General features: G+C 71.8%; 20 protein-coding genes. 6 read left to right on the top strand and 14 right to left on the bottom strand.

The annotated features are described in order from the left end of the window. Positions 1-6 precede the first annotated feature (6 nt). Entirely contained in the window at positions 7-1,368 is a 1,362-nt protein-coding gene (locus tag ACFWYW_RS29920) for an MFS transporter (RefSeq protein ID WP_379614269.1), read from the top strand. Here ACFWYW_RS29920 and ACFWYW_RS29915 read toward each other — a convergent pair. Then, on the bottom strand, positions 1,361-2,314 hold the full coding sequence (locus ACFWYW_RS29915) for a hypothetical protein (protein WP_379614267.1): 954 nt from the start codon (positions 2,312-2,314) through the stop codon (positions 1,361-1,363). The genes ACFWYW_RS29920 and ACFWYW_RS29915 overlap by 8 nt on opposite strands. 225 nt (positions 2,315-2,539) lie before the next feature. On the opposite strand from ACFWYW_RS29915, the gene ACFWYW_RS29910 reads away from it, so the two are divergent. Continuing rightward, positions 2,540-3,274, top strand: a complete 735-nt coding sequence (locus ACFWYW_RS29910) for a MarR family transcriptional regulator (protein ID WP_379614265.1) — start codon at positions 2,540-2,542, stop codon at positions 3,272-3,274. 568 nt (positions 3,275-3,842) lie between these two features. Here the strand turns inward: ACFWYW_RS29910 and ACFWYW_RS29905 are convergent. Beyond that, on the bottom strand, positions 3,843-4,076 hold the full coding sequence (locus ACFWYW_RS29905) for a hypothetical protein (protein ID WP_379614263.1): 234 nt from the start codon (positions 4,074-4,076) through the stop codon (positions 3,843-3,845). A gap of 97 nt (positions 4,077-4,173) precedes the next feature. Between ACFWYW_RS29905 and ACFWYW_RS29900 the strand changes: the two genes are divergently transcribed. The 3 genes from ACFWYW_RS29900 to ACFWYW_RS29890 all read left to right on the top strand — a co-directional run bounded on the left by ACFWYW_RS29900 (position 4,174) and on the right by ACFWYW_RS29890 (position 7,372). After that, on the top strand, positions 4,174-5,595 hold the full coding sequence (locus ACFWYW_RS29900; RefSeq protein WP_379614261.1) for a GEVED domain-containing protein: 1,422 nt from the start codon (positions 4,174-4,176) through the stop codon (positions 5,593-5,595). Between the two features lie 101 nt (positions 5,596-5,696). Further along, a complete protein-coding gene (locus tag ACFWYW_RS29895; protein WP_379614259.1) occupies positions 5,697-6,845 on the top strand; it encodes a S8 family serine peptidase in 1,149 nt (382 codons plus the stop codon). 257 nt (positions 6,846-7,102) lie between these two features. Further along, complete coding sequence (locus ACFWYW_RS29890; RefSeq protein ID WP_379614257.1) at positions 7,103-7,372, top strand: hypothetical protein; 270 nt, start codon at positions 7,103-7,105, stop codon at positions 7,370-7,372. A gap of 224 nt (positions 7,373-7,596) precedes the next feature. On the opposite strand, the gene ACFWYW_RS29885 is transcribed toward ACFWYW_RS29890, so the two are convergent. The 4 genes from ACFWYW_RS29885 to ACFWYW_RS29870 all read right to left on the bottom strand — a co-directional run bounded on the left by ACFWYW_RS29885 (position 7,597) and on the right by ACFWYW_RS29870 (position 10,887). Continuing rightward, the gene (locus ACFWYW_RS29885) at positions 7,597-8,148 is read right to left on the bottom strand and encodes a C40 family peptidase (protein ID WP_379614255.1); all 552 of its coding nucleotides are present in this window, start codon (positions 8,146-8,148) and stop codon (positions 7,597-7,599) included. A gap of 71 nt (positions 8,149-8,219) precedes the next feature. After that, positions 8,220-8,534, bottom strand: coding sequence for a hypothetical protein (locus ACFWYW_RS29880; RefSeq protein WP_379614253.1), 315 nt, complete (start codon positions 8,532-8,534; stop codon positions 8,220-8,222). Further along, the gene (locus ACFWYW_RS29875; protein WP_379614251.1) at positions 8,525-9,763 is read right to left on the bottom strand and encodes an NAD(P)-binding domain-containing protein; all 1,239 of its coding nucleotides are present in this window, start codon (positions 9,761-9,763) and stop codon (positions 8,525-8,527) included. The genes ACFWYW_RS29880 and ACFWYW_RS29875 overlap by 10 nt, the downstream gene beginning before the upstream one ends. Then, positions 9,760-10,887, bottom strand: coding sequence for an ATP-grasp domain-containing protein (locus ACFWYW_RS29870; protein WP_379641113.1), 1,128 nt, complete (start codon positions 10,885-10,887; stop codon positions 9,760-9,762). Before ACFWYW_RS29870 ends, ACFWYW_RS29875 begins: the two co-directional genes overlap by 4 nt. 419 nt (positions 10,888-11,306) lie before the next feature. Between ACFWYW_RS29870 and ACFWYW_RS29865 the strand changes: the two genes are divergently transcribed. After that, complete coding sequence (locus ACFWYW_RS29865; RefSeq protein WP_379614247.1) at positions 11,307-13,142, top strand: glycosyl hydrolase; 1,836 nt, start codon at positions 11,307-11,309, stop codon at positions 13,140-13,142. A gap of 22 nt (positions 13,143-13,164) precedes the next feature. Here the strand turns inward: ACFWYW_RS29865 and ACFWYW_RS29860 are convergent, their stop codons facing one another. The 8 genes from ACFWYW_RS29860 to ACFWYW_RS29825 are packed head-to-tail and all read right to left on the bottom strand — an operon-like array spanning position 13,165 to position 22,046. Continuing rightward, the gene (locus ACFWYW_RS29860) at positions 13,165-14,271 is read right to left on the bottom strand and encodes a glycosyltransferase (RefSeq protein ID WP_379614245.1); all 1,107 of its coding nucleotides are present in this window, start codon (positions 14,269-14,271) and stop codon (positions 13,165-13,167) included. Further along, entirely contained in the window at positions 14,268-15,371 is a 1,104-nt protein-coding gene (locus tag ACFWYW_RS29855; protein ID WP_379614243.1) for a GNAT family N-acetyltransferase, read from the bottom strand. The genes ACFWYW_RS29860 and ACFWYW_RS29855 overlap by 4 nt, the downstream gene beginning before the upstream one ends. After that, on the bottom strand, positions 15,368-16,012 hold the full coding sequence (locus tag ACFWYW_RS29850) for a hypothetical protein (RefSeq protein ID WP_379614241.1): 645 nt from the start codon (positions 16,010-16,012) through the stop codon (positions 15,368-15,370). Before ACFWYW_RS29850 ends, ACFWYW_RS29855 begins: the two co-directional genes overlap by 4 nt. Beyond that, positions 16,009-17,139: a glycosyltransferase gene (locus ACFWYW_RS29845; protein WP_379614239.1), complete on the bottom strand. Its 1,131-nt coding sequence runs from the start codon at positions 17,137-17,139 to the stop codon at positions 16,009-16,011. Before ACFWYW_RS29845 ends, ACFWYW_RS29850 begins: the two co-directional genes overlap by 4 nt. Further along, positions 17,136-17,840 (bottom strand): polysaccharide deacetylase family protein, encoded by a 705-nt coding sequence (locus tag ACFWYW_RS29840; RefSeq protein ID WP_379614237.1) that lies wholly within the window; start codon positions 17,838-17,840, stop codon positions 17,136-17,138. Before ACFWYW_RS29840 ends, ACFWYW_RS29845 begins: the two co-directional genes overlap by 4 nt. After that, a complete protein-coding gene (locus ACFWYW_RS29835) occupies positions 17,837-19,366 on the bottom strand; it encodes a lipid II flippase MurJ (protein WP_379614235.1) in 1,530 nt (509 codons plus the stop codon). The genes ACFWYW_RS29840 and ACFWYW_RS29835 overlap by 4 nt, the downstream gene beginning before the upstream one ends. Next, positions 19,363-20,658 (bottom strand): O-antigen ligase family protein, encoded by a 1,296-nt coding sequence (locus ACFWYW_RS29830; RefSeq protein WP_379614233.1) that lies wholly within the window; start codon positions 20,656-20,658, stop codon positions 19,363-19,365. Before ACFWYW_RS29830 ends, ACFWYW_RS29835 begins: the two co-directional genes overlap by 4 nt. Further along, positions 20,658-22,046, bottom strand: a complete 1,389-nt coding sequence (locus ACFWYW_RS29825) for an exopolysaccharide biosynthesis polyprenyl glycosylphosphotransferase (RefSeq protein WP_379614231.1) — start codon at positions 22,044-22,046, stop codon at positions 20,658-20,660. The genes ACFWYW_RS29830 and ACFWYW_RS29825 overlap by 1 nt, the downstream gene beginning before the upstream one ends. Between the last annotated feature and the right edge of the window lie 17 nt (positions 22,047-22,063).

The following is a 22,063-nucleotide window of genomic DNA, read 5'->3' as shown; positions in this document are numbered from 1 at the left end:
CTTCGTATGCCGACGCTACTCGTTCTGCTGGCCGGGGTACTGATCTACACGACGCTCGGCTCGGCCATCGTGCCCGGCCTCGTCCGCTTCCAGGCCGATCTCGGCGCCTCGCCGTCCGCCGCCGCGTGGCTGTTCACCGGCTTCCTCCTCGCCGCCTCGATCGCGACCCCGGTCGCCGGGCGGCTGGGCGACATGTACGGCAAGCGGCGCGTGGTCACCTGGACCTTCGCCGTCATGGCCGCCGGCGCCCTTGTGTCCGGCCTGGCCCCGGGCCTGCCGGTGATGATCGCCGGTCAGCTCCTGCTCGGTGTGGGAGCCGGGATCTACCCGCTGGCGTACGGCTTGGCCCGCGAGGTTCTGCCGGCGCGCTCCGTCGGTGTCGCCATCGGCACGATCGGCGGCGTGGCCACCGCGGGCGGGCTCATCGGCTACCTGGTCGGCGGCGGCCTGGCCGACGCCTTCTCGCACCGCTGGCTGCTCGGCGCCGGGGCGGCGATGCTCGTCGCCACGGTGGCCGCGCGGCTGGTCATCCCCGGCTCCGACCTCCGCCTCGGCGGCGCGCTCGACGTCGTCGGGGTCCTGCTGTTCGCCGCCTCGGTCGTGGCCCTGCTGCTGTCGGTCACCTACGCCGCCGACGACGGCTGGCTGTCCTGGCGCGTCACACCGCTGCTCGCGTTCGCCGTGGCCGGCGCCGCCGGATGGATCCGGTACGAGTCCCGCCACCCGCGGCCGTTCGTCGACATGGCGCTGCTGCGCCGCCGGGTGGTGCTGGCGCCGTCGCTGATCGCCCTGGCGGTCGGCTTCTCCAGCGTGGTGGTCTTCGTCGTGGTCCCCCAGTTGGTGACGCTGCCCGTCGAGACGGGGTACGGCTTCGGCGGCACCACCGCCCAGGCCGGCCTGTACCTGCTGCCCACCGCGCTGGCCTTCCTCGTCGCCGGCCCGGCCGCCGGGGCACTGGAGCGGGTCCTGCCGCCCCGTGCCGTGATCATCGGCGGCGCTCTCGTCATGGCGCTGTCCGTCGCCGCGCTGGCCCTGTGGCACCGCGAGCCCTGGCAGCTCATGGCCGCCAGTGCCGTCATGGGAGTCGGGTACGGGCTCGCGTTCACCGCCATGACCAGCCTGATCGTCCGGGCGGTCGCCCCGGGCGAGACCGGGGTGTCCACGGGCATCAGCACTCTGGCCAGGACCCTGGGGGAGACGCTGGGCAGTCAGGCCGGGCTGTCGATCCTGGCCGCCCGCCTCGACCCCGCCACCGGCATACCCGCCGAGGCGGGCTTCGGTCTGGCCTTCGTGCTCGGGGCGGGTGCGGCGGTGGTCGCTCTGGTGGGGGCGTTCGCCGTGCCCAGAGACGGGCAGCGGGTCAGCTGAACGCCCGCCGGCCGGCCACGACCGACCCCGCGGCGGCCAGCGCGGCGATCAGCAGCACCGCGGCCAGGGCGAGGAGGGTGGAGGCGTCCGGGTGGATCAGGGACTGGCCGCGTACCGCCTGCCAGGTCACCACCGCGACCAGCCCCGTGTAGCCGAGGGCGGCGCTGCCGACGAGCCGGGCGCGGACCTTCTCGGGGCGCAACCAGGCCCGCTTGGCGGCCAGCGCGGCCAGCGCCGCGGCGAGCAGGAGGAGCACCTGGATGCCGTGCAGGGCGAAGAAGTGGGGCACCCGGAAGTCGCCGCCGGTCACGCTCCAGCCGGTGAGGAACATGCCGTTGCCGTCGGGGTCGCCGATGCCGTGGCCCTGGTACATGGGCACCTGCCTGCCGTTGGCGTCGGTGACCGTACGGGGGGTGACCTGGGCGACGAGCCAGTAGATGGGCAGGACCATGCCGAAGGTGGCCAGCGCCAGCCCGGTGCGGATGGCCCGGTTCAGTGCCGCGCCGCCGGTGCGCTGGATCAGCACGACGACCCCGAGGACCAGCTGCGCGATCAGAATGATCATGACGCCGTAGGTGAGGATCGGCACCAGCGCCGCGGTGACCGGATCGGTCAGGTCGGCGTTGAAGTGGCTGAAGGTGCCGCGTGCCGCCTGGGCCGTGATGGCGCCGACCTCCACGACCGAGGTCACCGCGAACACGGTGCCCACCCACCGGCCGAGCCGCCTGCCCCTGGTCAGCTTGGTGGACAGCCAGGCCAGCGTGAGGGCGTACAGGGCGAAGGCGAAGCCGAACTTGAGCGGCTTGATCCACACCGACTCGTTCAGCAGGGTCCGGTCGTCCACCACGAGCCCGACGCCGGCGACCAGCATCAGGCCGAGCATGAGCGCCGCGCACACCAGCAACGGACGGTGCCAGGTGCGCACGGGGGCGAGGAAGGAAGTCATGAGGGGCTCCGTTCACCATTTTGCGAATAACTGAAAGCTATCTTGCGTTTGATGTTTCGTCAACACAAGAACTGCTAGATCCGGCGACTATACAGCTAGATGGTGAAGTATCTTGCAATGAGACTGAAGCTAAATGCAAGAACGGGTGCGGCTGGCTTGCAATGGAGTGAAGTCGAACGCAAGAATGGGGGACGGCAGGCGGACAGGACACGAAAGGCGGGACCGATGCCCGGAGGCAGGCTGACCCAGGAGGACCGGCAGACGATCGCCGACGGCCTGGCGAAGGGACACACGTACACGGAGATCGCGGGCCTGCTGGACCGCCCCATCTCCACCGTCACCAGGGAGGTGGCCCGCAACGGCGGCCCGTCCGGCTACCGAGCGGCCCAGGCCCAGCGCGCCACCCAGGGCCGCGCCCGCCGCAGCAAGCCCACCCCGCCCCCTCCCGCGCGCGTGGCGGACAGGGCCACCCCCGGCCGTGACCCCCAGGCCGTGCACGACCTGGAGGAGCGGTTCACCGGCATCATGGTCGCCACGGGCCTGCCCCGGATGACCGCCAGAGTCCTCACGTGCCTGTACGTCACCGACAGCGGCAGCCTGACCGCCGCGGAACTGGTCCAGCGTCTCCAGGTGAGCCCCGCGTCCATCTCCAAGGCCGTGGGCGAACTGGAGCAGCAGGAGCTCATCCGCCGCGAACGCGACCCCCGCCGGCGGCGCGACCGCTACGTCATCGACGCCGACGCCTGGTTCCGCGGCTGGACGGCCAGCGCCCGCCAGAACATCCTGCTGGCCGACTTCGCCCGGGACGGCGCCCAGGTCCTGGGCGACACCACCCCGGCCGGCACCCGCCTCCAGGACATCGGCCAGTTCTTCGGCCACGTGGGCGAGGCCATGATCGAAGCCGCCGAACAATGGCGCCACGACTACGCCACCAGACAACCCCCAACCCCCACCCCCTGAACCCCCAGAACCCAACCCCGCCGGATGGGCCGCCCGGCCACCCGCACCGCCTGGCCGCCCGCACACGCCGGGGGACTCGCAAGGCATGCGGCGGAGTACCCGGCAGGGTCACGCGGCGAGCCCGGCTCCACGCGACCGACCGCGAGGCAGAGCCCGCATGGAGGGGGTGCCTGGGCGGGGGCGCGCGGCTATGGGGAGAGAGCGGGGTTAGTGCAGCGGTGGGGAAGGGGGCCGGTGAATGGCGGGGCGATTCCTGGGATTTCTCATGGCGGCCCCACGGCAATAGACCACGGCCTTCAAGGGCTGGTAATACCCCGACACGGCAACCAAGCGTAGTGGAATGGCCGCGACCGGCTCGATAGCTTGGCCGGTCTGAAAAGCGGCCCGCGGTGCCCGCCCGAGCCCGGTGTAAAGGCTCATGTACGGGGGCAGAGCACCGCCGTCACCCGCTGCCGTCGATATGTGGGCATTTCTGGATATGTGTGGCGCATCGCCGGGAACTGAAGATGTTTTTGATCTGGATATGCTTTCGGCCGGTTCTCCACGTGTTCCGCGCTGGCAGGATTCGTCAGGGCGATCCGCCGTACTGGCGGCGCTGATCGCGCCTCAGCGAGGCCAGCTGATATCGGAGCTCACTTTCTCTGCTGATCCGCAGTAGTGCCTCCTTGGTCTGCCTCCGCAAGAGCGCGCGAAAGTACAGAACCTGCGTCGAGGACGGAAGGGTAATAAGTGTGGTTTCCGTATGGGGTGGATTGCGGCGTGTCGCGGTGGTCAACGTCATGGCGGCGATGCTAATCAGCACGCTGGGCTCCCCGGGGGCACTTGCCGTAGATCAGGAAAGACCCTCGACGAGCCACGGGACAGGGGTTGCGTCGAAGGGCAAGCGCAACACCTGGACGATGGCGAACACGGCCGGGAGCGCCCGCGGCGTCGCACCGTCGGGCATCATCATGACGGTCGAGAAGAAGATGGCGTACGGCACGCGGGTGGCCAAGGCCGAGACCCTGCGCGCCGACCCGGGCGCCCCGCCCGACGAGTACCTGGACCCGGTCAACGCCAAGGCCGCCGCCGGAATCAGCGACCTCTACGAGGGGTTCGCGGTCCGGCCGAACGGCTGGAGTGACGTCGTCACCCTGACGTTCAGGTTCTCCAGCCCGGTGCGCAACCCGCGCCTGCACGTCGCGGGCACCGGCGGCGCGACGGTGGATTCCGCGGGCAACCGGGAGGAGTACTGGACCGGGCTGCGCCTGTCGGGCGGCACCCCGTCCCGGCCGACGTTCAGCAAGATCGCGGGCTTCCCCGGCTTCGAGGTCGACCAGCAGGCCATCGTGCCGAACGCCGGCGGCCGCCAGCGCGAGACCACCTGCGGCGTCGTCTACATGTGCGGCACCGCGCAGGTCAACGGCATGGTCTCCTCGTTCACCGTCGACGTGCGCGCGCGTAACGTCCGCCGGACGCTGCCCGCCGGCGACCCGTTCATGTGGGGAGTCTTCCGCGTCACCTTCGAGCAGGACGACTCCGACGCCCCTCCCTCGTACGGCGCCGCCTCCCACTCCATCTCCGACCAGTCGATCGGCGCCTCTGCCACGTCCGACCGGCCGGGCACGGTGAGCTTCACGCCGCGCCGGCTCGACGAGGACCAGGACGACGCCTCGGCAGGACGCCTGGAGGCCAGGCAGGACAGCCGCCTCCAGCTCACGGTGCCCGTGCGGACCGCGTCGTCGGGCGTGCTGGCCGGATGGGTGGACTTCGACCGCGACGGCCGCTTCCAGCCGTCCGAGCGGGCCTCGGCCGTGCTGCCGGCCGGCTCCGCGCGCGCGGTCCTGACCTGGGCGCCGCCGCACGACGCCAAGCCGGGCCCGTCGTGGCTGCGCCTGCGCCTGGCCGAGGCCGCCGCCGAGGTGAGCGTGCCCACCGGCTGGGCGGCCACCGGTGAGGTGGAGGACCACCGCATCGACCTCCTGACCCCCGGACAGGTACGCGTCTCCCACACGGCCCCCAACCGCGTCGGCAAGGGAGAGCGCCTGACGTTCACCACGCGCATCCACAACAGCGGCCAGACGGCCCTTCCCTACCACCTGTCGATGCGCCTGGACGACGTGCTCGACGACGCGAAGGTGCGGGCGATCAACCCTCGTCCCGACTCCCGTACGCGCTCCGCCCTCACCTGGAAGGGCACGCTCGAACCCGGAGCCACCCGCGAGATCCGCGTGCGCGTCCAGGTCAAGCGCGGCGAACTCGGCAACGGCAAGGTGGCCACGCGCTGGCCGGGCACGTGCGAGGGCGACAGGTGCGGCGCCTCGGTAGCCGTGCGCGACTGACGAACTCCCCGAAAAACCCCCAGACCATCACGTGAAACGCAGGCGCGGCGCGGGCCCTCAGGGCCGGCGCCGCGCCTGCCGATCGTAGAAATGAGACGCATGTGATCTGGGCCAGATTCTCCGCAGCCTGCCTCGCCCTGTGCCTGGGGCTGCTCGCCGCGCCTCCCGTGCGCGGCGCCGTCGACCGCGACGTTTTCGTCGTGGCGCTACGGCTCCCGCCGGACGGCGACGAGGCGGGCGTCGAGACCCAGGCCGCCGCCCTGGCGAAGCAGTACGGCGGCGAGGTTCACCACATCTACGCCTCGGCCCTGCGGGGGTTCTCCGCGTCCATGACCGCTGAGCAGGCCGCGAAGCTGGCCGCCGACCGGCGCGTGGCCACGATCGAGCACAACCAGGTGTTCACCTCCCAGGCGAGCCCCTGGGGCCTCGACCGGGTCAACCAGCGCCGCCTGCCCCTGGACGGCGTCGGCGTGCGCGGCGGCAGCGCGGCCGGGGTCACGGCGTACGTCATCGACAGCGGCCTGCGGCTCTCGCACACGGAGTTCGGCGGCAGGGCCCGCTACGGCTACGACGCCGTGGACTCCGACCTCGTCGCCCAGGACTGCTACGGCCACGGCACGCACGTGGCCGGCATCCTCGGCGGCGCCACCTACGGCGTGGCCAAGGACGTCACGCTGGTCGGTGTACGCGTGCTCGACTGCGCCGGCTACGGCACCACCGCCGAGATCGTGGCCGGGATCGACTGGGTGACCGGCAACGCCCAGCGCCCCGCCGTGGTCAACATCAGCCTGCAGAGCGGCAGGAGTTCGACCATCGACCGTGCCGTGCGGAGCTCGATCGCGACCGGCATCCCGTACGTGGTGTCGGCGGGCAACCAGAACGCCGACGCCTGCGAGGCCTCACCCTCGGGCGCCAGGGAGGCCATCACGGTCGCGGCCACCACGCGCGCGGACGAGCGGGCCCCGTTCTCCAACGGCGGCCGGTGCGTGGACCTCTTCGCTCCGGGGGTGGCCGTCGACTCGGCGTGGTTCACCGACGACACCTCGGCACGGTCGGCGAGCGGCACCTCGATGGCCGCGCCGCACGTCTCGGGAGCGGTGGCGTTGTTGCTGGCCACAAGCCCGCGTGCCACCCCTGCCGACATCGCGTCGGTGCTCATGGAGACGTCGACGAGAAACGTCGTATCGGGACTCCGGCGTGATACGCCCAACAGGCTGCTTTACGTCGGGGATACCCAACCCAAGCCCTGACCCTGGGGTGCGATATGGCCTGATTTGGACATATATCGGGCGGCGGCCAACGGCCTTTCTTGGCGCTCTGAGAAAAGGCCGAATGGCTGATTGTATTGCTTCTGCTGTGCCAAGGAATCCATGGCGGTCTTTGACTTTAATACGGCAAGGATCGGTGGAATTAGTATGCGTGGCGCGGCAAGGTAGTCATGCATGGCGCAGCTGCCAACTCAACAGGCGGCGCCACCAATTCCATTCGCACACTGGAGGAAGTAAACATGCTTCGTCGCATTGTCATCGGTGCGCTCGCCGCAGGCGCTTTCCTGGCTGCCTCGTCCACCGCAGCTTCTGCGGCCACGTGGGAGAAGGGCAACGACGACAACGTCGGCAACGCCCACAGCCCGGCGTCGATCGTCGTTCCGATTCTCAACCACGCCCTCAACAACAACGAGGTTGACGTCCTGACGATCGCGCACCTGGAGCGCATCAACCTGCAGCTCCTGACCAACAACACCAGCCTCACCGACATCGAGGGTAAGGACGGCTGAGCCGGACGCTAGAAAGTCCGTGTGAAGTGCCGGTGCGCTGGCAGCGATGACAGCGCGCCGGCATTCGCGCGGACCTCGAGTGACGGCAGGTCAGGAGGCCGCACGCGAACCGACTGGTGAGCGGTAGACGGGCACTCTCCCTCACCAACAGTCGACGCTGCCCCTGATGCGGCTCCCAACTCCCGAGGAGCCGGATCAGGGGCATTTCTTTTTGCCCGTGAAGATCATCCGGGCTTCTGCCGCGCGGGCCTGACCAGCCCGACGAAATTGCGCCGGTCGATCGGCTCTATGCGCACGACCTCGCCGGTGAATGGCGCGACCACCATCTGGTTCGCTTTGATGGCGACGCCGACGTGGTCAGGACCTGGGCGCTTGGAATCGGTCTCGAAGAAGGCCAGGTCACCGACCTGAATTCGGGTCCTGGGAATCCGGGTTCCTGAGCGCCACTGTTCATAGGTGCTCGAACCGATTCCCACACCGGCCTGAGACCACGCGTACTCGGTCAGTCCGGCGCAGTCGAAGCCTTTGACGCGCTTTCCCCTGCCGGTCCCGTACGTGGCTCCTGAGGGCCCGCCGCCGCCCCATGAATAGGGTGTGCCGAGCGTGCCGAGCGCGGTGTTCGCCGCCAGGCGGCCGCGGGCGACTCCCGCGGACCGCTCGCAGGCCGAGGTGTACCAGGAAGCGCACCACTGGAAGAGCTCGGGAACGGGGTCGAGCGGAAAAGGGGGGACCGCGCCCACGAACAGAGCTCCGCCGATGATGAACTCGAACTTCATGGCACCTAAGGTGCCCGCGGGCGCGGTCGATCAGCCTCAAAGGCCGATCATCTATCGCAAAACTACCCGTACTAGCGGGCCGGGCCCAGGACCGCGACGTGGGGGTCGCCGTGCAGCATCGCGCTGCCGGGCCCCGTACGCGCCGCCGGGGCCGTGACGGAGAAGTCGCTCGCCCTGACCACGGACATCGAGTACTGGCCGGGGCCCCTCGGCTCGACCGTCACCGGGGTGCCGAGGGTCCGTGCCCTGACCGGGGTGTCCGCGGGCGAGGTGACGACGATGGTCGGGGTGGCGGTGGCGGCGGCCGTACCGGAAGAACCCAGCCAGGCGAGCGCGCACAGACCCGCGGCGAGCGCGAACGCGGCGCGGCGGTTGGTCATCGGCATGACGGCTCCACGGTGACGAGGGAGGAAGGACGGCGGCCGGACACCCGCGCGACCAGCGCGGGGGCGACCGTGGCGGCGGCGAAACGGGAGCCGTGCACGAAGCGCATGACCGGGCCGAACGTGGGCGCGGCCGCGAGTCCCACGACGAACAGACCGGTCACGGAGGACTCGAACGTCCTGCTCAGCACGGGCGCGTGGCCCACGTGCGCGACGGAGTCACGCAGCCCCGGCTCCAGGACGCTGAAGCGCCGCACGTCGACGACGTACCCCGTCGCGGCGACGACGCGGTCGGCGTGCAGGTGGAAGACGCCCCCCGCGCCGTCCTGCAGGCGCAGGTCGACCCCTTCACCCGGTACGGCCCGCCGCAACTGCGCGCCGAGGCTGGTCGGGACGCTGGTGAAGCGGTCCTTCAGCCACCAGGAGCCGGCCGGGCCGAGCGTGGTGCGCACGATGCGCCGGCGCACGCGTCCGGGCAGATGGCGCACCAGCGCGGGCTTCTCCGACCACATCCAGGACCGCCAGCCGGTCCCCAGCCCCGAGCGCGGGGCGAGGCAGCGCGCCAGCATCGTGCGATCCTCGACGGGCGTCTCGTTCCACTTCAGCGCCGCCGTGCGCGCGATCAGATGGGGGTACGCGCCGGCCTCCTGCAGCAGGCACGCGGTCTCGATGGCCGACTGCCCGGCGCCGATCACCGCCACCTTCTCGCCGGCGTAGCAGCTGAGATCGTTGAGCTGGCAGCTGTGGGCCAGCACCGACGACGGCAGCGAGGCCAGCGCCGCCGGAATGCGGGCGAACGGCAGGAAGCCCACGGCGAGCACCACGGCCCGCGCCTGGACCTGCCGGCCCGTCTCCAGGGTGACGGTGAACAGCTCGTCCCGCTTGGCGACGTCCACCACGTTGACCGGCGTGACACGGTCCTGGACGGCCTGCTCGCAGAACCATTTCCCGTAGTCGACGAAACGTTCCACGGGGGTGGGCCGGGCATAGGCATAGGGGAATCCGTGCGAACGGCAGTATGCCGCGAGCGTGTAATCCCCGGCCGGGTCGGCGAGGTGCGAGGCGAATGGCTCGGACTTCAGCAGCATGCCGGTGGGCATGTGCTTGTCCCAGGCGTTCATCGGCTGGCCGAAGACCTGGGTCTCGAGGCCGGCGCTGATGGCGTATGCGGCGACGGAAAGGCCGTAGGGCCCGGCTCCGATGACCGCGACGTCGACGGTTTCGGTGTTCATGGCATTCTTTCGATCGTTGGTGTGCATGCCCTCATGGCGCGGAGAAACGTTTGTTTCACCATTCCGGTGAAGGGCTTGACATCGTCCCTCGCGTACCAGGCCAGCTCGTCGGCCCGGCGCAGGGACGACAGCCATCCCGGGCGGCGGCGGCCGTTTCCGCCGGGCCTTCTGGCCAGCTTCCGCAGGAGGTCGTAATTCTCCACCAGATACGTCCTGCCGTACTGGGGAGAACCGAAGTTTGAGTCTTCCCCGGTCAGGTCCAGATAGGCGGCCCTGATGACGTCGATGCGGTTGGAGTCGCCGAAGAGGCGGAACTGCGCGCCGACGCGGGGATTGAAGTCCAGCAGGTAGTACTTGCCGTCCCTGACGTCGAAGCGGAAGTCCATGTCGAGGATTCCGGCGTAGCGCAGGGATTTGGCGAGGGTCCTGGCGGTGTGGTCGATCTCGGGGTTGGGCAGCCAGCGGCCGAGCGTGGTGATCCCGGCGGCCGGGGGGTAAGCGCGCTCCTTCCTGCCCGAGCCGGCGAAGTCGCAGGTGGAGTCCTCGCGGAAGTAGCCGTGGAAGAACCAGTCGGCGTCGCGGGTCGGCGGGATGTAGCGCTGCAGCAGCAGTTCGCTGTCCTGCTCCGGGGCCCGTGCGGCCAGGGCGCGGAGCTGGTCGTGCGACTGGAGGAGCGTGGTGCTGCGCAGGCCGCGGGCGCCGGCGGCCAGCCAGGGCCTGGCCCACTTGGCCATCATCGGGAAGCCGTAGGCGCGCTCGGCGAAGCGCAGGTCGTCCTGGGTCTCGGCCACGTGGGTGTCCGGGTGGGCGACGCCGAGATGGGCGCAGATGGTGGCGAGCGCGTGCTTGTCGGCGAGCTGGGCGGGGAGTTCGCCGGCCGGATTCGATATCCGGAATCTGGGGGACAGGTCCTGTGCGTGCTGCGCCGTATAGATGGCGGTGATGTCGTCCATTGGCAGCAGGACCGGATTTCCGCCGATGCGGTCGGCGGCTGAAAGCATTGTGCGGAGAAAGCTCTCGGCCGCGGTGGGCGCCGTGTCCCAGTGGCCGCAGCTGGAGAGGTATTTCGACTGGGCCGCTGGACCGTGCGGCCCTTCGAGAACGGCGTGCACATCGACGCCCATGCGACCCAGCGACCGAATGGCGGCGAGGGTGCCGTGATGGAATGGGTTGCGATCCATCCTGACGACCAGTGCCGGGGCCCTCGGGGCGACGGGCAGGCAGTTGCGGATATCGTTATTCCGCTTCTGTTGGGGAGCGTCGTTCACCGGTCTTTCCTATCATGGACACGGTGAATTGTTTTTCATGCGGGCGTTATTGTTTCTCCAATGTCAGGGACGAGATGGTGCGAAAAGCTCTTATGTGGCGAATCGGTCATCCTGTGCATTGCTTGCGAAATTCCGGAGAGGATTTGATGTTCTCATCAAGCAGGAAGGGGAATGGAAGCCCGCAGTAATGCTTTGACGGGCAGGAATGGTGAGTTAGCCGCATGAGAAGGCACATGTTCCCCGGACTTAGGCACAGGGGCGCGCTTGGAGCCGCCATGTTGCTCGTGGCCGCCGTCGCAGTACAGCCGGACGCGGTCGCCGAGCCCGAGCCCAAGCTGCTGGCGGTGACCAAGCAGCGGGCGGCGCTGGGCGTCTTCATGGGCTCCGACGCCCACGGCGCCGCCCGCCTGCCCGGCTTCGAGCGCTGGCTCGGCCGCGAGGTGACCGTCGGCAGGACCTACATCCCCGGCGAGACGTGGGCGGCCTTCCACGGCCCCGACTTCATCCTGAAGCCCTGGACCGAGTGGCGTGCGGCCCAGCCGGGCAGGATCCTCGCGATCAACGTGCCCATGGTGGCGCCCAACGAGGGCAAGCTCTCCGACGCCGCGGTCTCCGTGCTGCTGAACGCCGGAGCCGGCGGCGCCTTCGACCTCACCTTCAGGAAGCTGGCCGACCGGCTGGTCGCCGAGGGGGCCGAGGACTCCATCATCGTCCTGGGCTGGGAGATGAACGGCACGACGTACTCCAGCCGATGCGCGCCCGACCCGACCGCGTGGAAGGCGTACTGGCGGCGGATCGTGACCAGCATGCGGTCGGTGACCGGGGAGCGCTTCCGCTTCGACTTCACCGCCAACCGCGGGCGCGACGCGATCCCGTGGACCGAGTGCTACCCCGGCGACGACGTCGTCGACATCATCGGCATGGACAACTACGACCAGCCGCCCTCCGACGGCTTCCAGTCCTACGTCTCCCAGCCGTACGGCCTGCGCCACCACGCCGAGTTCGCCGCCGCCCACGGCAAGCCCATGTCGTTCCCCGAATGGGGCCTGTTCCGGTACGGCGACCGGCCCACCTACGTCCGGCAGATGCTCGACTGGATCGGGCGGCACAACGTCGCCTACCACTCGCTGTCGGACTACTGCCCGCACGGGGTGTGGCAGTGCTCGTCCAACCCCCGGTCGGCGGCGGGGTTCCGGACGCTGTTGCAGCAGATGCTGCCGACCCCGGCCGTGCCCACACCGACCACCCCACCGCTCCCGAGCACGTCAGCACTCCCCAGCACGTCGGCCCTCCCGTCGGCGCCCGCGCTGCCCAGCACGTCGGCGTTGCCGTCGAAGCCCGCGCTCCCGTCCACGTCGGCGCTGCCGAGCGCGCCCGCGCTGCCGCCCAAGCCCGCGCTGCCCAGCGCGTCGGGGCTGCCGTCGAAGCCCGCGTTGCCGAGCACATCGGCCCTTCCAAGCGCACCCGCGTTGCCGAGCACGTCGGCGCTTCCAAGCGCACCCGCGTTGCCGAGCGCTTCGGCGCTGCCGGTGAAGCCCGCGCTGCCCAGCACCTCCGCGCTCCCGTCGGCGCCCGCGCTGCCCAGCACGCCGGGGCTGCCGTCGAAGCCCGCGCTCCCGTCCACGCCGGCGCTTCCGAGCGCCTCGGCGCTGCCCTCAGCGCCGGCGCTGCCCAGCACGTCGGCGTTGCCGTCGGCGCCAGCGCTGCCCAGCACGTCGGCGCTGCCTTCGGCGCCGGCGCTGCCCAGCACGTCCGCGCTGCCGTCTGCGCTTCCGTCCGCGCCCGCGATCCCGCTCGGCGCGGGTGACCCCGGTGCGCCGGGTGCGCCGGGTGCGCCGTCCGGGACGCCGGCCGGGCCGGTCCCGCCCCTGGGCGTGACGTCCAACCCCGTGCCGCCCTCGATCCGGAACCCCATGCCGCCCACCCTCCCGGCCATCACCCTGCCCCCGCAGGTCACCAGGGAGCCGATGTTCACCTGGCTGGTCGGCCTGTGGCGGAGCCTGCTGACGATGGTCGTCGTGCCGCCGCCGGTACAGCTGGAGGTGCCGGGCAACCTGCCCAGCCCCACGGTGATGCCGCCGGCCGTACCAGGGGATGAGCTGCCGACCTGAACGCGGGACCGCTCGGGCGAGGTCAGCCTCGCCCGAGCACTCCGGCGGTCACCCCGGCCAGCACCTCCATGGTCACCCGGGCGTCGAACTCCTTGCTGAGCAGCGCGGCGACCTGGCCCTCTCGCCACGCCGTACCGTCGTGGGAGGACAGGCGGGAGGACAGCGCGTAGGCCAGCCCCCTGAGGTCGCCGGCCGTCACCAGCGCCCCGGTCTCCTCGCCGATCACCTCGCGCAGACCGGGGATGTCGAATCCGACGACGGGACGCGCGCTGGCCATCGCCTCCAGCGCGGTCAGCGGCAGCCCCTCCCAGCGGGACGGCATGACCACCAGGTCGCAGGCCGCGTACCAGGGCCGCACGTCGGCGCTGGGGCCGGCGAAGCGGACTCCGGGGGGCGCGTCGGCTTCCAGCTGGGCCTTGAGCTCGCCGTCGCCGACCAGCGCCAGTTGCGCGTCCGGGCACGAGCGCAGCACCCTCGGCCAGGCGCGTAGCAGCAGGTCCTGGCCCTTCTGGCGGGTGAGCCTGCCTACACAGACGGCCAGCCGGGCGTGCTCGGGGACGCCGAGTTCGGCGCGGGCCCGTAGCTGCGCCTCGATGCCGGCGGGGGTGAAGTGGTCGAGGTCGACGCCGTTGCGTACGACGACGAGCCGGGCCGCCACCCCCCGCGCCGCCCCGGCCTCGGCCTCGCCCTCGCCGACGCACACGATCGCGGCCGCCCAGCGCGCGGCGGTGCGCTCCCACGCGATCGCGGTCCTGGCCGTCGCGCCCCGGCAGGCCAGCCACGACCAGCCGTGCGGCTGGAAGAGCGTGGGCCGCCGGCCCCGTACGGCCAGCCGTCCCACCAGGCCCGCCTTGGCGGAGTGCAGGTGAATGATGTCCGGTTCGAGCTCGTCGACGATCCGGCGCAGCGCGACGGTCTCGTCCTTGCACGAGCGTACGGGGGAGCGGGCCGACTCCCAGGCCACGTGCGGGATCCTCTGCTCGGCGAGCCGGTCGGGGAGCGTGCCGCGGGACGGCGCGGCCACCGTGACCCGCCAGCCGCGCCGGGCCTGGTCGGCGGCGGCGGCGCTGACGTAGGCGGCCACGCCCGCCTCGACGGGCTGGCTGACGTGCAGGACGGAGATGGTCATGAGCCGGCCTTCGCTGGGAGGCGTTCCTTGAGCGTGCGGGCGGCGCGGATGCGGGCGCGCACCAGCGCCGCGTAGGGGCCGGCCCGGTGGGTCCTGCCGAAGATCATGCGCCGGTTGCCGATGGCCTTCGCACCCCACTTGGCCTTGTGCGGCTCGGCTCCGCGCAGCAGGCTCAGCTTCTCCAGCCTGCGCGCGTGCGCCTGGCGAAGACCGTGCCGCAGGACCATGGCGAAGGTGTCGACGCGGGTACGCAGCCAGGGGTCGGCCCCGTACAGGTAGCCACCGGCGAAGTCGGCGCCGATGAGGCAGAAGTCGGCGGCCACGAGGCGCTCGCCGACCCGGAACTCCGTCAGCGCGGCCCGCCCGGTCGCGATGAGCTCGGTGGCGGACCTGGTGAGGTGGGCCTGGAAGCGGGGGCTGAGGTGTTCCTTGTTGATCGGGCGGCCCGCCCATTGCAGGGCGTGCAGGCGCAGGAGGTCCTCCATGGCCGCGGGCACCTGTTCCGGGGTCACCGCGTGCACCTGGAGGTCCAGCTTGTCGATCTTGTAGAGGCCGCGGCGGAGCTTGCCGGCCGTACGCGTGCCGAGCGCGGCGAGCTGGTCCTCCAGCGGAAGGGCGGGCATGTACAGGCAGGAGGAGCCCTCCATGAGCCACCGGCGGCCCGGCCAGCACGCGTGCAACGTCTCCAGGGCGGCGCCCGGCTGGGCCTCGGGGAAGTCCATGACGTCCCAGCCGGGCAGGCCTAGCAGCGCCTCGCTCGCGGTCCTGGCGAGGCCGTCGCGATGCGCCTCGTCCAGGAGTACGTCGGTGTAGTCGGACAGGCCGACGCCCAGCGGGCTCAGCACCCGGCAGCCCCAGCGCCGCGTGCGCATCAGCGGCAGCGCGGCCACCAGCCGGTCCTGGTGGCGCAGCAGCAGGACGTGCAGGCGGGACCGCCCGCCGTACCACTGCCACCAGGAGGTGAGCCAGGCGTGCGACTGGAAGGGGGTGGAGGTGGCGCAGCGCTCGTACAGGGCGTCCCATTCCGGCTTCATGGCCGCGAAGGCGCTCGGGTCGGTCACGACGCTGCTCTGGCCGCCGGCCAGGAGGCTGGGCGTCATGCGCCGACCGGCCGCTTGCGTGAGCGCTCGCGGGAGCGGGCGGCGGGCTCGTCGCGGGCGGCGCCCTTGTCACGGCCCTGTTTGGCGGGCGGGGTGACGAGATAGAACAAGCCGCCGAGCAGGAGTCCCGCGGCGCCGCCCACGGTGAGGTTGATGAGCGCGTCGGGGCCCGACGGTTCTTCGGGCGCCAGGGCCTGGGACAGGTTGGCGATGCGCACGCCGGTGTCGGTGGCGCGGGTGCCGGCGTAGGTGATGAGCGCCTGGGCCAGCGCGTTGGCCTGACCCGCCGCCTGCGCGGCGTCGGGTGCGGAGGCGGCCAGGCTGATCATCGGGGCGTCGGGGGAGGCGGAGACGCGTACCGTGCGCTGCAGCTCGCCGACCGTGCGGGCGGCGAGGCCGGGACGCAGCGCGGCGCCGACGATGGCCGGCTGCGTGGCGATCTTGGTGAAGGCCTGGGCGAACTTCGTCGTCTGCTCGATGCTCGACGGGGCGTCGGCCACCACGACGACGTACGCCTGGGCGGTGTACACGCGGTCGGTCAGCGCGGTGTACAGGAGTCCCGCGCACAGGCCCAGGACGACGGCGCAGCCTTGCGGCCACCACCGCCGGGCAGCGGCGGATACACGGCGGGTCACGCTCATGGTTGCTCTCCCCAGGCTGGCGCGATGGTCTTCGATCGGGATCTTTGCTCGTGCACGCGCAGGTACAGCGCTTCGATGCGGTTGACGTGATGGCCGATGCCGTAGTGGTCCACGGCCTGCGGGGGGAGCTGCCGCGGCGCGCCGGCCGCGATGAGCTCCTCCACGGCCTGACGGAACGGCTCCGCCGCCGAGGGCAGCCGCCGCGCGTTCGGCGAGGCGCTCGCGGGCAGTTCGTCCAGTGCCGGGCAGGCGCTGTAGAGCACGGGCAGCCCGCACGCCAGCGCCTCGACGATGGCGAGACCGAACGTCTCCTCCTGCGACGGCGCCGCGAAGACGTCCATGGCCGACAGCAGCGCCGGAACCTGGCTGGACTGCCCGGCCAGCACCATCCGGTGCGCGATCCCCAGCCGGCGCGCGTGCGCGACCAGGTTCGCCCGCTCTGGCCCGTCCCCCACCAGCAGCAGTACGGTGTCCGGCAACCCGGCCACGGCCTCGATCAGCACGTCGAACCGCTTGCCCGGCTCCAGCCTGCCCACCCCGCCCACGACCGTGATGTGCGGCGGGATCGTCAGCCGGCTGCGGGTCGTCTCCCGCACGGCCGGGTCGAAGCGGAACGCCCGCGGGTCGATCCCGTTGGCGATCACCTCGATCCGCTGCTCGGGCACCCCCCACCGGACCAGCCGCTGGGCCGCCGCCGACGACACCGCGACCGTCACGTGCCCGAGCCGCTCACCGGCGCGGGCCATGACGCGCACCGGCGCGGTGATGGGCCGGCCCTCCAGGTGCCGCTCGCCGATGGAGTGCTCGCTGGCCACGATCGCGGCCACGCCGGCCAGCCGGGCGACCAGGCGGCCGTACAACCCGGCGCGGAACAGGTGCGTGTGCACCACGTCGTAGCCGCCGCGCTGGACCAGCCGCCACAGCGGGCCCAGGACGCGCAGGTCCCGGTTGCCGGTCATGCCGAGATGGTGGACGGTCACCCCTTCGGCCTGGATGGCCTGGCTGATCAGGCCCGGCTTCGTGAGCGCGGCGACCTCGGCGGTGACGTGGTGGTTGGCCACCAGGTCGCGCAGCTGCCGCTCGGCCCCGCCCGCCTCCAGCCCGGTGATGACGTGCAGCACCTTCATCGCCGGCCCCACTTCCAGTAGTGCAGGGCCCGCTTGACGGTCAGCCGGAGCCGCCGGTCGTCGTCGCTCACGTGGGTTCTGGGCAGGCAGAGCCGGTCCGCCTCGCCGGGCTTGATGCCGCAGGCGTAGGCGTAGCCGGCGGCGCGTACCGCCTCGACGGCCTCGCGGTCGGCGTGGCCGTACGGGTAGGCCAGGCCGAGGACCTCGTGGCCGAGTATCGCCTCCAGGTCCGTGCGGCTGGTCTTGACCTCGTGGTAGAGGTCCCCGGTCGGGGCGCCGGCCAGCGACAGGTGCGTCTGGGTGTGGGAGGCGACCTCCATGCCCTCGCCGGCGACCTGCCTGAGCTGTTTCGCGGTCATGAGCGGTTTGCGCGGGCCGAGGGGGTCCCAGGCGTTGTCGCCGCCCAGGCGGCCGGTGACGGCGAAGACCGTGGCGGTGAAGCCCTGGCGCAGGAGCACCGGCAGGGCGTGGGTGGCGAAGTCGGCGTACCCGTCGTCGAAGGTGAGGCCGACGAGGCGGCGGGCCGTACCCTCGCGCTGGGCGCGCAGGAGCTCGCGCATGGACACGCCGCGCAGCCCCCGCCCGCGCAGCCACGCCATCTGCGCGGCGAAACGGGCGGGTCTGACGGTGATGAGGTACGGATCCTCGTCGAAGTCGTCGACCGAGTGGTACATCAGGACCTGCTGCCTGGTTGGGCTCACAATCGCACTCCCCCTTCGCGGGGCCTCAGCGCGTCGCCGAGGTCCCGCCTGGAACCGGTGAGTAGTGCCGCGGTGACGAAGACCGCCATGGTGACGGCGGCCTGGCACGGCACGGCGACGATCAACGAGAGGTCCGCGGTGATCGGGCGGACCAGGAAGGAGACGCCCGCCGCGACGGCGGCCGCCGCGGAAAGGCGGCCGACGGACACGAGCAGTGCGCGCTTGGGCAGCACCAGCAGCGGCGCGCCGAGCCCGCCCAGCAGGAGCGCGGCCGTCAGGCTGATGCCCGCCGCGTTGGCCAGCGCGACCCCGCCCACCCCGAGCGGGACCGCCAGGAACGGCGCGGCGGCCGCGGTGAGCGCCAGACCCGCGGCCATGGCGGCGGCCGGGTACCAGGAGGGCCGGGAAGCGCAGAAGTAGACCCGGCACAGCACGCCGACCACGGCCTGGCCCAGCAGCCCCAGGCAGTACAGGCGCATGCTCCACGCCGTCGCGGCGGTGTCGTCCGGGGTGAAGGCGCCGTGCTCCAGCAGCAGGCCCACCACGCCGGGCGCGTGCGCGACCAGGAACGCCGTGGCCGGCAGCACGATCGCGGCGGCCACCCACGTGTCCGCGAGCACCCGCCGGCCGGCGCCCGCGCCGTCACCGGCGGCGACGCAGCGGGCCAGGACCGGGAAGGAGACCGTGGCGAGGATGAGCGAGGCCACCATGGGCACCTGGGCGATCTTCTGCGCGTAGTTCAGGTAGGAGATCGAGCCGGGCGGCAGCGAGGAGGCGACGAACCGCTCGACGAACACCTGCGCCTGGCGCAGCAGGGTGAAGGCGGCGATGGGCGCGAAGACCGTCCAGGAGATCGACGTCGCGAGGCCGGTCCTGACCGGGGTTCCGATGTGCCGGATGAAGGACGGGGCCTGGATGAGCGCCATGAGCAGGCCGCCGGCCGCCACGCCGCACGCCACCGCGGTGATTCCCCAGCCGTCGTGGCCGATGGCGATGGCGCCGACGATGGCGGCGTTGTAGGCCAGGTAGATGGCGGCGGGCGGGCCGAAGATCCGCTGGGTGCGCAGCGCGGCGCTGCAGAACCCGGCCAGCCCGAAGCCCAGCACGGTCAACGAGGTGATCTGGGTGCACCTGGTGGCCAGGTCGTGCTCCTGGATGCCCGGCGCCAGGCCGCGCGCGATGAGCGGCGCGGCGGCGGCCGTGGCCGCGCTCAGCAGCACGAACGCCAGGACGGCCTTGGGCAGCGCGGCCCAGACGACCTCGCGCAGCGACCGGCCCTCCTCCACGGAGCGGCTGAAGTAGGGGATGAGCAGGAACGACAGCGCGCCTTCTATGAGCAGGGGCGCGGCCGTTTCCGGGATGGTCCAGGCGACCATGAAGGCGTCGGTGCCCGCGCTGGCGCCGAAGACGCCCGCCACCAGGAGGTCGCGGGCGAACCCGGACGCGGAGCCGGCGATGACCAGGAGCATGGTGACCGTGGTGGCCCTGGCCAGCGGGCCGCGGGTCTCCTCGGTGGTGGCGCTCATGCCGTGTCCGCCGCGACCACCCAGGACAGCAGCAGGCCGATCATGATCGACATGACGACCGTGGGGGATCCGCCCACGTCGGCGTAGACGAAGTCGACGAGCTGCCAGGTCAGGAAGCCCGCCGCGCACAGGCCCGCGGCCCGCTGGGCCGAGGTGCGGGCGCGCCGGGCCCGCTTGGCCGCCAGCACGGCGAGACCGGCCCACAACAACGCGAAGGCGGTGAGCCCGAGAAGACCCTGCTCGCTCAGCACCAGCAGGTACATGTTGTGCGGGGAGCGCAGCTCCTGCCGCTGGAATCCGTTCACGGGGTCCGCGGTGTCGCTACTGGCCGAGACGTGCAGGGGCGCGTAGTTGTCGCGCCAGGCCGCGAAGCCGCGCGGGCCCACGCCCAGCAGCGGATGGTCGTGCCACATGCCCGCGGCCGTCTCCCACAGGCCGTACCTGTCGTTGACCGACTGGTCCGGCTGGGAGACGACGGAGGTCATGGAGGCCAGCCGCTGGGTGACGGTCCCCGAACCCCAGCCGCCGAACACCACGAGGCCCAGCACGAGCGCCCCGGCGAGGGCGCCGCCGACGGCCCTCCTGCTGCCCGACAGCAGGATCATGACGACGCCGGCCATGAGCCACGCCAGCCACGCGCCCCTGCTGAGTGACAGGGCCAGCGCCGCCAGCAGGACGAGCAGGACCAGCGCCGCGGCGACCCGTGGCCGTCCGCGCGTGGTCAGCGCCAGGGCCAGCGCCACGATCGCGCCGTAGCAGACGATGGTGGCCATGCCCATGACGTCGACGGCGCCGAACGTGCCGATCGCCCTGATGCTCTGCCCGCCGTAGGAGGCGCCGCTGCCCGAGTACGCCTGCCAGCACCCGAGCAGCGCCTGAACCAGGGCCGCGCCGAGCACCGCGGCGGCCACCAGCCGCCGGTCCACCTCGTCGCGGACGACGATCGCCATGGCCAGCGGCACGATCACGAAGATCTCGAGGTAGCGCACGAACCCCGGCAGCGCCGCGACCACGTCCACGGCGGCGAGCGTCGCCGCCGTCACCGCGACGGCGGGCGGAGCCAGCAGGTACGCCCGCCTGGGCAGCCGGAGCCGCCCCCTGAGCGCGTGGACGAGCGCGGCCACCACCAGGCAGCCGGCCGCCACGTCGGCGGCGGTCACGTTGAAGGACGAGTCGAGCTGGGCCCGTTGCTGCGGCACGCACACCAGCGCCACCGCCAGCACCGCCAGGACGCCGGGCCGCTGCCAGTGCGGCGCGTGCGGGGAGGAGCGCGGCCGCAGGGCGAGCGCCACTACGCGCCGCCCAGGCGCAGCACGCAGCCGATCGTCTTGAGCGCGATCTTCACATCCAGGCCGAACGACCAGGTGTCGATGTAGTGGTTGTCCAGGCGCGCGCGCTCCTCGATGGAGGTGTCACCGCGCAGGCCGTGCACCTGGGCCCATCCGGTGATCCCGACAGGGACCCGGTGGCGGCGGTCGTAGCGCTCGACCGTCTTCGAGAACTGCTGCACGAAGTACGGCCGCTCCGGCCGCGGGCCCACGATGCTCATGTCGCCGGTGACCACGTTCCACAGTTGCGGCAGCTCATCCAGCGACGTCTTGCGCAGGAAGCCGCCGAACGGGCCGCTGAGGCGGCTCTGGCTCACGGTCCACTGGGTGGCCGAGTCCCGCGCGCTGGCCGGCTTGAGCGTACGGATCTTCAGCATGTCGAAGCAGCGCCCGCCCATGCCGACCCGCCGCTGGCGGAACAGCACGCCCGGCCCGCCTTCCAGCCGGACGCCCAGCAGGCACAGCCCCAGCACGGGCGCGAGCACGAGCAGCGCGAGCAGGGCCAGCGTGACGTCACAGACGCGCTTGGCGATCCAGTACGGCCGGCGCTGCGCGGGCGGCCGCATGTCCATCAGCGGGAAGCTCTGAAGCTGCCGGCCCGGCGCCACGAAGTCCTGGACGAGGTCGTCCGGTCCGGGGGCGAGCATGATCTGGCACCCGGTGGCCCTGATCTCCTGCAGCACGGCCCGCGAGATCGGCGGCTGCCCGGCCAGGATGACGACGCTGACGGCCGAGCGCCGCAGCATCTGGGCGCAGGTGGAGTAGGTGGCCAGCACCGGCAGGTCGTCGGCGGGGCCGTGGGCCGACGCGCTGGCGCCGACCAGGCCGATGGGCTCGATGCCGTGCTCGGGGTGCTGCAGGAGTGTCCTGGCCAGCCGTACGCCGTGCTCGCCGGTGGAAAGGATCACGGCCTTGCGGGGCGCGCGGCGCCGGGCCGCGACGTGCCGCCAGGCGCGTGCGGCGCCGTGGGCCAGGGCCATGAGCGCGGCGTAGCAGAGGCCCGCCAGCAGCCAGGCCGCGGACGGCGGCGCGGGGACGGGCGAGCACAGCCACGCCTCCAGGCTCAGCGTGCACAGAGCGGCCGCCGCCCAGCCCGTGAACCGGGCTCTGGGCAGCAGGATGTGCAGGGCGACCGCGATCGCGACCGCCGCCGCGACGTTGGTCAGCCGCCAGCCGGTGACGCTCGTCGCGGCCAGCAGGCAGGCGGCCAGCAGGCCGAGCTGGGCGGCTCGCCGGGTGAGGTCGCGCAGGGGGAAGTCGGGTCGAGCTGAGGCGGGCGCCTCGGGTGCCATCGCGGGCTCGGAATCCAGGAAGTCCTCAGTCGGTTCGCTGGTGCCAACAGCTACGGTCATCTGTTGCCTCCAAGGTC

It is taken from the genome of Nonomuraea sp. NPDC059023, from assembly GCF_042740095.1.
In the GTDB taxonomy this organism is placed as follows: domain Bacteria; phylum Actinomycetota; class Actinomycetes; order Streptosporangiales; family Streptosporangiaceae; genus Nonomuraea.
The sequence above is the reverse complement of the archived record's forward strand: the minus strand, read 5'-3'. Positions and strand labels throughout refer to the sequence as shown.

Coding starts and splice junctions, on each gene's coding strand:
- ACFWYW_RS29920 (WP_379614269.1), top strand. CDS start 7: ATGCCGACGCTACTCGTTCTGCTGGCCGGGGTACTGATCTACACGACG.
- ACFWYW_RS29915 (WP_379614267.1), bottom strand. CDS start 2,314: ATGACTTCCTTCCTCGCCCCCGTGCGCACCTGGCACCGTCCGTTGCTG.
- ACFWYW_RS29910 (WP_379614265.1), top strand. CDS start 2,540: ATGCCCGGAGGCAGGCTGACCCAGGAGGACCGGCAGACGATCGCCGAC.
- ACFWYW_RS29900 (WP_379614261.1), top strand. CDS start 4,174: ATGGCGAACACGGCCGGGAGCGCCCGCGGCGTCGCACCGTCGGGCATC.
- ACFWYW_RS29890 (WP_379614257.1), top strand. CDS start 7,103: ATGCTTCGTCGCATTGTCATCGGTGCGCTCGCCGCAGGCGCTTTCCTG.
- ACFWYW_RS29885 (WP_379614255.1), bottom strand. CDS start 8,148: ATGAAGTTCGAGTTCATCATCGGCGGAGCTCTGTTCGTGGGCGCGGTC.
- ACFWYW_RS29880 (WP_379614253.1), bottom strand. CDS start 8,534: ATGCCGATGACCAACCGCCGCGCCGCGTTCGCGCTCGCCGCGGGTCTG.
- ACFWYW_RS29875 (WP_379614251.1), bottom strand. CDS start 9,763: ATGAACACCGAAACCGTCGACGTCGCGGTCATCGGAGCCGGGCCCTAC.
- ACFWYW_RS29870 (WP_379641113.1), bottom strand. CDS start 10,887: ATGGGCGTCGATGTGCACGCCGTTCTCGAAGGGCCGCACGGTCCAGCG.
- ACFWYW_RS29865 (WP_379614247.1), top strand. CDS start 11,307: ATGTTGCTCGTGGCCGCCGTCGCAGTACAGCCGGACGCGGTCGCCGAG.
- ACFWYW_RS29860 (WP_379614245.1), bottom strand. CDS start 14,271: ATGACCATCTCCGTCCTGCACGTCAGCCAGCCCGTCGAGGCGGGCGTG.
- ACFWYW_RS29855 (WP_379614243.1), bottom strand. CDS start 15,371: ATGACGCCCAGCCTCCTGGCCGGCGGCCAGAGCAGCGTCGTGACCGAC.
- ACFWYW_RS29850 (WP_379614241.1), bottom strand. CDS start 16,012: ATGAGCGTGACCCGCCGTGTATCCGCCGCTGCCCGGCGGTGGTGGCCG.
- ACFWYW_RS29845 (WP_379614239.1), bottom strand. CDS start 17,139: ATGAAGGTGCTGCACGTCATCACCGGGCTGGAGGCGGGCGGGGCCGAG.
- ACFWYW_RS29835 (WP_379614235.1), bottom strand. CDS start 19,366: ATGAGCGCCACCACCGAGGAGACCCGCGGCCCGCTGGCCAGGGCCACC.
- ACFWYW_RS29825 (WP_379614231.1), bottom strand. CDS start 22,046: ATGACCGTAGCTGTTGGCACCAGCGAACCGACTGAGGACTTCCTGGAT.